This is a genomic window from Brevibacillus sp. AF8 (assembly GCF_021270385.1).
In the GTDB taxonomy this organism is placed as follows: domain Bacteria; phylum Bacillota; class Bacilli; order Brevibacillales; family Brevibacillaceae; genus Brevibacillus.
In genome coordinates this window covers 61,039-71,441 of the sequence record NZ_JAGQDN010000026.1, presented here as the reverse complement: position 1 = coordinate 71,441, position 10,403 = coordinate 61,039, and the positions used below count along the sequence as shown (strand labels likewise).

Sequence of the window (10,403 nt, the reverse complement as noted above, 5' to 3'; positions counted from 1 at the left end):
TTAATGATAGACTCATTAACGCTTTCGCTGTTCAGTTTTCAAAGAGCATTTTTTGGTTCATCGCCCAGAGGCGACTTTCTTAATTTACCACATAACTACTTGTGAAATCAAGTGTTTTTTAAAACTTTTTTCGTCCGCTCTGCGTTAGCGCAGCAGCGACGTTTGTTAATATAGCATGGATCACTAACAGAAGTCAACACTAATTGAAAAATTTTTGTCCCATTAAAATAAAACCTGTTTCTCTGTCACCATTTTCTCCATCTTTGCATACGATCTCCTGAATCAATAAACGCTGAAGCATCTTATCTATCACGAGAGGAATCTCGATCTCTGCCTCTTGAATCATCGGATGATTCATCAGCTCTTCCAAACGCCAAGGCCCTGATTTCGTCTCCATGAGCTCAACCAGGTATCGAACAGATTCCTTCGTCCTGGATGCGATCCAAAATTCAATTGCCAGCACAAGTAGTTCAATTCGTTTCTCCAATGCCTCTGCATTAAAAGATAGCTCCTCATACAACTTATATATAGAAGGATCAATCTGTTTGACCTGCGTCCATAAAGCTGGTTGGGGATGATCTCCCGCTTCATATACAATGAGACGAGCCAAATAGTGAATCGTTTGAATGGCAGAGTGATGTGCATCCAGCATCATGCCTTGTTGCAAAAACTCTTTTGTCTCGTGAAAAAAACGAAGGATTTGGGAATACTCCTTACAGATATGTTTTTTCTGGAGAGAAGATGACAAACTAGCCAAGCGCAGTTTCATTTGTTTCATATACTGTTCTTTGTCCCAAACAATTTCTGCCCTTCGAAGCATCTCGGCAAGCCGCTCATCCAAACCGCAAATGACTCCCTTCTCCAGTTGCCACGTGCTGATTTGCTGCTCGATGATCACTTGTTCCTGAAATAACATGCGACGGATTTTACCATCAGCCTGGGGCTCATTTACTACGACGAAATAAAAGATTCCCTCGCGAAAGGGGACTAGCATATCCGAATCATTCAATACAAGCACCGCTTGCACATCCAAACGCTGCTGGAGATTTTTCAGATACGTCTGCCTTAAAGTCATGCCTTGTTCCTCCCTGCCCCCTGGGTTGAACTTATGGATTCTACAAGTCTTGTCGGTTTCCTGCTTGTCAACAGACAAATCCTTTGTATGCTATACTATAGGGTAGGAGGAATGATCATGAAAAATACAGAACGCCTGAGCAAGATCAAACGCATGCGCACATGGGGCAACTGGAGCATGGTAATCGGCATTTTGCTGATGTATACAGGGTACGCATTTTTTGCGGGTTATTTGGACTTTATTCCTTTACTTGGAAACCTCTTAAAAGGCTCTTACATTTTTATGACGCTGCTTTTGATCATCGGGTTCATTCTGACAATGGGCAGTACAGTCTTGTTTATGATTTCCGGGATGGTCTCCACTTCAGCTCCACAGGTGCAATGCCCTTCATGCCAAAAAGTCACGAAGATGTTGGGAAAAGAAGACGCCTGTATGTTTTGTGGACAACCCTTACGCCTAGAAGACGGACATCCTCAGCAAAACCAGACATAATATGATTCCTTTCATCTTATACGTAAAAAGCCACCTGCTACTTCCCGAGCATTCGGGGTGCAGGTGGCTTTCTTTCGTGAAAGCTGTCTGTCTTTTATTTCAAAGTCTCGTCAATTGCTTGCCAGATCTCCGGCACCTCAAAACCACGGCGCCAAGAAGCTATACCGGCCAAGTCGTATTTATTGACAATCTCCACACGCTTCTTCATAGAAGCTACGTCTTCTATCCACATTTTATAGACGTTGCCATCCTTCGGGTCTTTATACTCCACGTAATGTTGACCTGAAGCTTCATCCATAACGGGAGTCAGCTTGCGTTCGTTAATCCATTCCTGCGCTTTTGTCATGGAATAAGCTTTAGAACTCACCTTCACAGTGCCATCAGCCTGCTTGGCTTCTGTCCACAAGCGCGTGTAAAAAGGCACACCCAGCAGCAGCTTTTCGTTAGGGACTTCTTCCAACACTCCTTGCAAGCCCCGCTCCACCCATGGCAATGATGCGACAGAACCAGCCTTTGGACTCGCTGCCCAATGCTCATCATATGTCATCACCGCAACATAATCGACGACCTCGGCCAACGCTTTCCGATCCAGGAACATGGACCATTGTTTAGCATTTGACTTGATCGTCACATCTATGGAAACGGTCAGTCCTTGCTGATGGAGATACGGTGTCAACTCGCGAACAAACTGAACAAGCTCCTCTTTTTCTTCTAAATATACGTTTTCAAAATCGATGTTGATGCCATCGAGATCATAAAGATGAGCGTAGTACAGGAGTTGGGCAATTAATTGGTCTCGCTTGTCATAGCTACTGAGAACGGACTTAGTCCAATCTGGATTAAAGCCATTTGTAACTAACCCCCAAACCTTGTAGCCTCTCTTATGAGCCCATTTGATATACGCAGGATCAGCCCTGTTCAACAGATTTCCTTCTGCATCCTTCATTTCAAACCAAGTAGGAGTTACTACATTTACCCCTGGTAATGCACCAATTTTTGAGACATCCGGATTCTTGCTGACGACGTGCTCCCATACGAGGTTGATCTTTCCATCAGGCTTCCAAGCATCGTGTTGTTGTCCAGTAGCAGTCGTGTGCTCCAACTGGACTTTGCGCACATTCGTCATTTCAATACTTTTCTCTGAAATAAATCCTCCTACACCAGAGGCGGTTAAAATGCGATACCAGTTTTCCTTTTTGCCAAGAACGTTGACAACCTCACCCGCAGACAGCTCTGCTACAATCGGGGTTCGGTGAGAAGCCCCGGTACGGACCGCTTGTTTTTCCTCGGCAGCGATCACTTTCGCTTGCTGGATTTCGTAGCCCTCTTTTTCGACGACCAGGACACCCGTATCTGCTTTTCGCTCAAAAGAATAAGGGTATAGCTTTTCCAATGGATCCAACGGGACATAGCGTGTGCCGTCTACCTCTTTCACCGGAACGAGTAAATCCACAGGTTTTTTGTTCAGATAGGCGACAACTTCTCCGCTCTCCATCCGAAGCACCTTATCCTTCGTGGTGACAATAACGGAACGTGTTGGCTCATCCCAAAAAATCGCAGAATCAATGTTTTCCTTAATGAAATCAAAGGGCAGCAATATTTGCTCTGACTCCAATAAATACGTGGACTCTTTTCGCGAGCCTTCGTATACAATTACATTTTTATCACCGTCATACGGCTGCACATGCTCAGTCGAGGCACGGAGTACAAAAAACCAGTAAATGCTGCCGAAGATGGCCAACAAGAAAAAGCTCAACAAAATCAGCCTGCCAAAAGCCCTTCGTTTTCTTCGTCTTGGTCGCAGAGCTCTACCTGACTCCCTGCTCATAATCTCCACCTGCTTCCCGGTACATAAGCCTGTCTTCTGACTTGGGCTGTATGATTTGACTCATTATTCCGATCATAGCGTTGGTTCAATCCATTCACAACCTTTTGTATTCTGGTAATTCACGGACAAGCTTCCTACCAAGAAGAAGACGTACGAGAAGCCAAAAGGTTACAGATATCGACAGAAAGGGGTATGTCCCCCAAAAACAAACACCTCCTGCATCACCGGGATTATCCGATTCAAGCAGGAGGTGCTCATCCATCCAATACATTCTTAGTGGGGATTCTTTTGACAGGAATCACAAACGCCATAAACTTCCATACGATGTCCGGTTACTTTGAAGCCGATGTCTTTGGAAGCAGCTACTTCTGCATCCCGCAAATACGGAAAGTGGAAGTCCCTGATTGCACCACAGGAAGAACAGATCGCGTGATAATGATCTTCTTCCACATTGGCATCAAATCGGCTGGACGCATCCCCGTAAGTGAGCTCTGTAACCAATCCAGCATCTTTAAAGACTCGTAGATTGTTATAAATCGTTGCAACGCTCATATTCGGGAATTTGCCTTCAAGGGCTTTATATATTTCGTCAGCCGTCGGGTGAGTCATCGTTTCCAGCAAATAGGTCAAAATTGCATGGCGCTGAGGTGTCATGCGAACCCCGGTATTCTTCAGGATTTCAACAGCTTTTTCCACACGTTGTACCATCTTGTTACACCCCACAGTCTTTCGCAAGACAAAAGAACAAGCTTCTCTAATGTCATTGATTAGAATTACTATAAATAAGTGTACGTCTAGTCGGCGAAAACTGTCAATATCCATTCAGCCGATTTGAACAGAAAGAAGTGGAAAATCAAGTTTATCCCTTTGCTTTTGCTGGCTTTTTAGTTGCAGGTTTTTTGGCCTTTTTGGCTTCCGCCTGTGCAAACTTACACATGGATTGAAGGCTACAGCTGCCGCATTGCGGATTGCGCGATGAACACACACGTCTGCCGTGCCAGATTAGCCAATGATGCGCATCCGTCCACTTCTCTTTTGGAATGCGCTTCATGAGCTGACGCTCCACTTCATCCACATTGTCGCTATTCGCAAGACCTAACCGGTTTCCTACGCGGAATACATGCGTATCCACCGCGATCGCAGGAATCCCGAATGCATTGGACAAAACGACATTTGCAGTCTTTCTCCCTACTCCCGGCAATGCTTCGAGCTCGGCGTGCGTTTGTGGAACTTCGCTATTGTATTTTTCGTACAAGATTCTACAGGTCTCTAAAATGTTTTTACTCTTATTCTTATACAACCCGAGCCCTTTTATATGCTCTTCCATTTCTTCCTGTGTCAAATGAAGGTAATGCTCCGGCTGGTTTAGCTGCTGGAACATGGGTGCGGTAATCTCATTCACCCGTTTATCTGTACATTGGGCCGAAAGAATGGTCGCAATGAGAAGTTCAAACGGGGTTGTATAATTCAATTCACAGTGCGCATCCGGATAAAGCTGCTGCAAATTATCCAAAATGTCGGCAACAGGTACTTTGCGTTGTGCCATAAATATATCCCCCTTTTCCCTACATTATACCGCCTTGGTCAACACAGTGATCGATAGCACCACAGACTACAACTGTTGTACAATAAGTCTGGAAGTATTTAACGGGAGGAGGTTTTCCATGAAAGTATTCCTGACTGGTGCCACAGGTTTTGTTGGACGGGGTATACTCGAGCGCTTGCGGGCAGAAGGATATAAGACGGTTTGCCTCACCAGAGCTGGTTCAACAGGTAAGCTTCCCTATAACGAAACCGCCACTCCACATATAACGGAAGCGACTGGCGATCTATTTGATAAAGAATCTTTGATAAGAGGGATGCAAGGCTGCGATGCTGTCATCCACCTCGTCGGAATTATTCGCGAACAACCGGGGAAAGGCATTCACTTTTCTCGTATTCATGTAGAGGGTACAAAAAATGTACTGGAGGCCGCCAAGCAAGCTGGAATCAAGCGCTTTGTCCATATGAGTGCTCTTGGCGCACGCGAAAACGCCACGAGCGCCTATCACCGAACCAAATATGAAGCGGAGCAGCTTGTGAAAACAAGCGGTATTCCGTACGTCATTTTCCGTCCATCTGTCATTTTTGGTCCTGGGGATGAATTCGTGAATATGCTCGCTGATCTGGTCCGGTTACCTGTCACACCGGTCATTGGCGATGGCTCCTACCCTTTACAGCCAGTCGCTCGCAAGACAGTGGCAGATGTATTCGTCCAAGCCTTGAGCAGACCCGAATCAACCAATCAAATTTACGAAACAGGTGGGCCCGAACCACTCTCCTACGGGCAAATTCTGGATACGATTGGCGAGGCTATTGGAAAGCGCAAGGTCAATAAAATTCACATCCCCCTTGCTTTCATGAGGCCTATGGTAAATATGATGGAGAGATTTTCATTCTTCCCGATCACCAACACGCAACTCACTATGCTGCTAGAAGGAAACGCATGTAAGGACGGAAAGCTTCTCTACAATACTTTTCACACAGAGAAAATCGACTTTCTTCCGGGAATCTCCACTTACCTGCGTGCCTAATAAAAAGTTGAAGCCCCCTGCTTAATCCCAGGGGGCTTTTGCCTATTCGTGGAGCGTTTTTTCAACTGCACTTGTCTCTTTATTTATATGACGAGCCACAACGAACAGATAATCGGACAATCGGTTGAGGTATTTGACCACAGACGGGTTTACCTGCTCCTGCTGTGCCACATGAACTGCTTTGCGCTCTGCACGTCTGACGACCGTACGCGAAACATGGAAGGCAGCCGCTGCTGGATGTCCGCCAGGCAAAATAAAATTGGTGAGCGGAGGCAACTTTGCATCTAGCATATCAATTTGCTCTTCCAGAAAAGTAACATCCTCTTCTGCAATTGGCCAACCTACCTTCTTGCCTACTGGCGTCGCCAGCTCAGCTCCTACATGGAACAGCTTTGTCTGAATGACATGGAAAACATCCTGCAATTCCTTCCACTCTTCTGTCGCAGGCAACAGAGCCAGTGCCAATCCAATCTGCGAGTTGGCTTCATCGCATGTACCGTACGCCTCTACACGGTCCGCAAACTTAGGCACGCGGACACCTGCAACCAGCGACGTCTCACCTTTATCCCCTGACTTTGTATAAATCTTCATTCCATATCCCCTCCACAGGTTCCGTTTACAAAGGTTCTGCGACCAGAATCAATTCTGAGCTATTTGCGTCAAAAGGTGTCTTTGCAAAAGAACCGTATCGTTGTGTGACCTTCAAGCCGTTTAAACGAAGCAGGTGATGGAGCTCCGCAGGGAATATGTAGCGGAGAGTAAATCGACCTTTCACCCGTTCCGTCACAACTCCCTGTGCATCCGTACGCTCGTATATGCGTGTCACTTCGGACAGTTGCTGAAAATGGTCATAGCGGGTGTAATCCCACATCGCAACCTCTTCTCCTGACGGGAGTGGGTAGGTGCCACGCAAGGACATTTTTTCATTTTCCTCGTAAAAATGATGAATCTTGGGCACAAACACGTTCATGACGAACTTCCCGCCCGGAGCCAGATGCTTGCGAATGCAGGTCAATGCCTTCATTTGCTCTTGAACATGCAACAGATGCAAAAACGACCGAAATGGAATCATAATCAGCGAAAATGACTCTTGCAGATCAAAGGCGCGCATATCCCCTTGCAATAGCCTCAAGCTGGATGTCACACCTTGTTCCTCTGCTTTTGCCTGAGCCCTCGCCAGCATATCCTGGGAAAGGTCAATTCCGGTAACGTCGATGCCAGCCTGCGCCATCGGAATGCTGATTCTTCCGGTGCCGCAAGCAAGATCCAGCACTTTTCCGCCTGCTTGCTTGGCTTGCTCCAGATAGAAGTCAACATCACCCGCGACACCGCGTTGCGTGAGATCATAGTAGTCAGCCCATTGATACATATTGCTCATACGGCCCTCCTATGCTTGCATTTCTTCTGATTGAAGGTAGGCCATCACGAGCTTCGCCGTGTTGTCGAGCGCTTCTTTATGTGTACGTTCATGAGAGTGGGATGCATCTACTCCCGGTCCGATCAAGCCATGGACAACGTCATATCCTGCTCTCAGCGCAGCACTTGCGTCAGAACCATAGTAGGGATAAATGTCTACTTGATAGTTCAAACCGTTCGCTTGTGCGAGCTTGGTCAGATGGCTGCGCAATCCGTAGTGGTAAGGTCCTGTGGAATCCTTCGCACAAATGGACACGCAATACTCATCTGTCGTCTGTCCGTCCCCAATAGCGCCCATGTCGACAGCCAGGTACTCCACCACGTTATCGGGGATGCTGGAATTGCCGCCGTAGCCGATCTCTTCATTATTGCTGATAAAAAAGTGCGTGGTGTAAGGCAGCTTCACGCCGGATTCACTCAGCTCCTTCAGAACCCCCAGCAGTACAGCTACGCTTGCTTTGTCGTCAATGTGGCGGGACTTGATAAAGCCGCTATCCGTTACCGTCACCCGCGGATCAAAGGAGACGAAATCTCCGACAGAAATCCCAAGCGCAAGGACTTGCTCCTTGTTTGTAACTTTTTCATCCAGTCGGACTTCCATGTTCGCCTCATTGCGCTCAGCTTTCCCCGCTTCTGAGCTGTATACATGCACGGAAGCTTTGGTGGACAAAATGGTACCGGTTACAAGACGACCGCTACTAGTCTCTACAACGCAGTGCTCTCCTTCAATCGCATTGAATGCAAAGCCACCGATCAAAGTCAGCTTCAAGCGCCCGTTGCTCTTTATTTCTTTTACCATCGCGCCCAGTGTATCGACGTGAGCGGTCAAGAGTCTTGCCTTTTCGTTATGGGCCCCCGCTACTGTTGCAACGATTGCCCCTTTGTTTGTCCGTTTATAGGAAACGCCAAGCTTTTCTAACTCTTGTGCAACCCAGGCCATTACTTTTTCCGTATTGCCGGATGGACTTGGGATGTTCGCCAATTGGCAAAAGCTTTGTACAACATATTCCGTGGATACACTCATCTGTTTTCCTCCATTCGCCCATTGCGAAATAAACGTTAGGATTGAAGCTCTTCCTTAATAAATTGAAGCACTTCCTGCACATGTCCTTTGACTTTTACTTTTGACCATACTTTTGCGATGTTGCCTTCTTTGTCGATGACGAACGTCGTGCGTTCAATGCCCATGTACTCTCGACCGTACATTTTTTTCAACACCCACACGCCATAAGCCTCTGCCACTTGGTGATCAGGATCTGACAGAAGCGGAAAAGGCAATTCGTGCTTCGCGATAAATTTATCATGCGATTTCACAGAATCCGGACTGATTCCGAGAACAACTGTATTCAGCTCGGCAAAGCCTGAATGGAAGTCACGGAAGTCGCATGCTTCTGTGGTACATGTTGGCGTTTGGTCCTTCGGATAAAAATAAAGCACTACATTTTGACCATGAAATTGGGAAAGTGAGAGGGTCTGATTATTGCTCGCCTGCAAAGTAAATGCAGGTGCAGCTTGTCCTACTGCCGTCAAACTTTTCCCTCCTCTCGATAATATCCTGTTTTCGCTGGTCCCATTTTACCACAATCTAGTAGTCACTTCATCCGCATACAAGTTGCGCTTTGATTCAGAAAAGGATAGAATTAAAAAAAATAAAATTTTGCCTAGTCAGTTGGATGGTGAATTCGCATGAAAGAGTTTTTTGAAGTAACAGATCCAGAAGCGCTAAAATCGCTTGCTATAGCGGAACGGGTTAAAATTTTGGAACTCTTTGAAGATTTGGAGCCCAGAACGGCCAAACAAATCGCTACAGAACTAGGCGAAAATGCAGCACGGCTACATTACCATGTGAAAGAGCTCGTGCGTGTTGGACTGCTCGAGCAAGTGGATACCCGGGTAAAAGGCTCCATTGTGGAGAAATATTATGAGCCTGTTGCCAAGGTCATTCAGGTCAAGCTTCAATTGATGATTGAAGAAAACGCTCAACAATTAAGTGATGTCATGTTTACTCCGTTTCGTACTACGGAAAAGGACCTCATGCGAACGCTCAATCGCTTCGTCGCAAGCGACCAGGATGTTCGGAAGGAATACAAAAATACGTTCGCTTTTAATTTGACTGAATTTTATTTGAGTCAAGAAGAACGTAATCAATTTGTGGAAGACATCTCTGAGCTGTTGCAAAAGTACAAAGGGTTCAAAAAGGAATCTGGCCGTCGAAAATTCAAGTTTTTCGACATCTTGTTCCCATTGACTCCGGCTGATCCAACAGATGATTCAGATGATCCTTTTGATGATTCGGATGAGTAAGTCACCAAGAAAACCATCAGATACGATGGTTTTCTTTCATTTTCTAATCAAAGGAGGACTCCAATGCGGACGATCTTGTTTGATTTCGACGGCACAGTTGCCGATACCCTCCCCTTGATCTTCACCGCTTTTCGCTCCACCTTTCAGCAGTTTTTACAAGAGCATTATACGGACGAGCAGATTGTAGCTCTCTTTGGCCCCACAGAGACAGGCATCTTGCAAAGCAAGCTTCCCCCACATGCGCATGACAACGCCTTCGCACATTTTTATCGTGTATACACAGATGAACACTCCCGCGTACAAAATCCGGAAAATATCCGAATGATGCTCGACGAACTTCACGCAGCCGATATCCAAATGGGAATCGTAACAGGAAAAGGACGAAAAAGCGCTGACATCTCCCTTCGCGAATGGGGATTAGATTCGTATTTTTCCGTCGTGATTACAGGGGATGAGGTCACACATCCAAAGCCTCATCCAGAAGGTATTTTTACTGCTATGAAACAGCTAGGCGCAACTCCTGCGGAAACCATTTTCGTAGGTGACAGTGATGCTGATGTTTTGGCTGGTCGTGCCGCTGGTTTGCGAACAGTCGGTGTGGATTGGCTTTTGGTTACACAAAAGTCGGGAAAATTCGATCCCGAGCCTGACTACCACTTTACGGATGTGCAAGCTTTTACCGATTGGATTCTCGGACGCTAGTTGAAAAAAGGGT

Annotated in this window: 12 protein-coding genes; 4 read left to right on the top strand and 8 right to left on the bottom strand. The window is 46.3% G+C overall.

What is annotated here, in order from left to right; translation table 11 throughout:
- Window positions 1–199: 199 nt before the first annotated feature.
- A complete protein-coding gene (locus tag KB186_RS25220) occupies window positions 200–1,075 on the bottom strand; it encodes a nucleotidyltransferase-like protein (RefSeq protein ID WP_232774605.1) in 876 nt (291 codons plus the stop codon).
- Between the two features lie 117 nt (window positions 1,076–1,192).
- On the opposite strand from KB186_RS25220, the gene KB186_RS25215 reads away from it, so the two are divergent.
- On the top strand, window positions 1,193–1,567 hold the full coding sequence (locus KB186_RS25215; protein WP_012684798.1) for a YgzB family protein: 375 nt from the start codon (window positions 1,193–1,195) through the stop codon (window positions 1,565–1,567).
- Window positions 1,568–1,661: 94 nt separating this feature from the next.
- Here KB186_RS25215 and KB186_RS25210 read toward each other — a convergent pair whose 3' ends face one another.
- The 3 genes from KB186_RS25210 to nth form a co-directional block, all read right to left on the bottom strand.
- Window positions 1,662–3,395: a glycosyl hydrolase family 18 protein gene (locus tag KB186_RS25210; protein WP_232774604.1), complete on the bottom strand. Its 1,734-nt coding sequence runs from the start codon at window positions 3,393–3,395 to the stop codon at window positions 1,662–1,664.
- Between the two features lie 273 nt (window positions 3,396–3,668).
- Window positions 3,669–4,103 (bottom strand): peroxide-responsive transcriptional repressor PerR, encoded by a 435-nt coding sequence (gene perR, locus KB186_RS25205; RefSeq protein WP_047073745.1) that lies wholly within the window; start codon window positions 4,101–4,103, stop codon window positions 3,669–3,671.
- 151 nt (window positions 4,104–4,254) lie between these two features.
- A complete protein-coding gene (gene nth, locus KB186_RS25200) occupies window positions 4,255–4,941 on the bottom strand; it encodes an endonuclease III (protein ID WP_232774602.1) in 687 nt (228 codons plus the stop codon).
- A gap of 118 nt (window positions 4,942–5,059) precedes the next feature.
- Between nth and KB186_RS25195 the strand changes: the two genes are divergently transcribed.
- Window positions 5,060–5,968 carry a complex I NDUFA9 subunit family protein gene (locus KB186_RS25195; protein ID WP_232774601.1) on the top strand — a complete coding sequence of 303 codons (909 nt, stop codon included), beginning with the start codon at window positions 5,060–5,062 and terminating at the stop codon, window positions 5,966–5,968.
- 42 nt (window positions 5,969–6,010) lie between these two features.
- Here KB186_RS25195 and KB186_RS25190 read toward each other — a convergent pair whose 3' ends face one another.
- The 4 genes from KB186_RS25190 to bcp are packed head-to-tail and all read right to left on the bottom strand — an operon-like array spanning window position 6,011 to window position 8,914.
- Complete coding sequence (locus KB186_RS25190; RefSeq protein ID WP_232774599.1) at window positions 6,011–6,559, bottom strand: cob(I)yrinic acid a,c-diamide adenosyltransferase; 549 nt, start codon at window positions 6,557–6,559, stop codon at window positions 6,011–6,013.
- A 25-nt stretch (window positions 6,560–6,584) separates the two neighbouring features.
- Window positions 6,585–7,346 (bottom strand): class I SAM-dependent methyltransferase, encoded by a 762-nt coding sequence (locus KB186_RS25185; RefSeq protein WP_221869232.1) that lies wholly within the window; start codon window positions 7,344–7,346, stop codon window positions 6,585–6,587.
- Window positions 7,347–7,355: 9 nt separating this feature from the next.
- The gene (locus tag KB186_RS25180; protein ID WP_173611424.1) at window positions 7,356–8,408 is read right to left on the bottom strand and encodes a M42 family metallopeptidase; all 1,053 of its coding nucleotides are present in this window, start codon (window positions 8,406–8,408) and stop codon (window positions 7,356–7,358) included.
- 35 nt (window positions 8,409–8,443) lie between these two features.
- Window positions 8,444–8,914, bottom strand: coding sequence for a thioredoxin-dependent thiol peroxidase (bcp, locus tag KB186_RS25175; RefSeq protein ID WP_173611423.1), 471 nt, complete (start codon window positions 8,912–8,914; stop codon window positions 8,444–8,446).
- Window positions 8,915–9,070: 156 nt separating this feature from the next.
- On the opposite strand from bcp, the gene KB186_RS25170 reads away from it, so the two are divergent.
- Window positions 9,071–9,688: a winged helix-turn-helix domain-containing protein gene (locus KB186_RS25170; protein WP_173611422.1), complete on the top strand. Its 618-nt coding sequence runs from the start codon at window positions 9,071–9,073 to the stop codon at window positions 9,686–9,688.
- Window positions 9,689–9,751: 63 nt separating this feature from the next.
- On the top strand, window positions 9,752–10,390 hold the full coding sequence (locus KB186_RS25165; RefSeq protein ID WP_173611421.1) for an HAD family hydrolase: 639 nt from the start codon (window positions 9,752–9,754) through the stop codon (window positions 10,388–10,390).
- Window positions 10,391–10,403: the final 13 nt, after the last annotated feature.

Excerpts from the sequence above, each read along its gene's own strand:
- KB186_RS25210 (WP_232774604.1), bottom strand. The coding sequence starts at position 3,395 with ATGAGCAGGGAGTCAGGTAGAGCTCTGCGACCAAGACGAAGAAAACGA.
- KB186_RS25195 (WP_232774601.1), top strand. The coding sequence starts at position 5,060 with ATGAAAGTATTCCTGACTGGTGCCACAGGTTTTGTTGGACGGGGTATA.
- KB186_RS25180 (WP_173611424.1), bottom strand. The coding sequence starts at position 8,408 with ATGAGTGTATCCACGGAATATGTTGTACAAAGCTTTTGCCAATTGGCG.
- perR (WP_047073745.1), bottom strand. The coding sequence starts at position 4,103 with ATGGTACAACGTGTGGAAAAAGCTGTTGAAATCCTGAAGAATACCGGG.
- nth (WP_232774602.1), bottom strand. The coding sequence starts at position 4,941 with ATGGCACAACGCAAAGTACCTGTTGCCGACATTTTGGATAATTTGCAG.
- KB186_RS25190 (WP_232774599.1), bottom strand. The coding sequence starts at position 6,559 with ATGAAGATTTATACAAAGTCAGGGGATAAAGGTGAGACGTCGCTGGTT.
- KB186_RS25220 (WP_232774605.1), bottom strand. The coding sequence starts at position 1,075 with ATGACTTTAAGGCAGACGTATCTGAAAAATCTCCAGCAGCGTTTGGAT.
- KB186_RS25185 (WP_221869232.1), bottom strand. The coding sequence starts at position 7,346 with ATGAGCAATATGTATCAATGGGCTGACTACTATGATCTCACGCAACGC.
- KB186_RS25165 (WP_173611421.1), top strand. The coding sequence starts at position 9,752 with ATGCGGACGATCTTGTTTGATTTCGACGGCACAGTTGCCGATACCCTC.
- KB186_RS25170 (WP_173611422.1), top strand. The coding sequence starts at position 9,071 with ATGAAAGAGTTTTTTGAAGTAACAGATCCAGAAGCGCTAAAATCGCTT.
- KB186_RS25215 (WP_012684798.1), top strand. The coding sequence starts at position 1,193 with ATGAAAAATACAGAACGCCTGAGCAAGATCAAACGCATGCGCACATGG.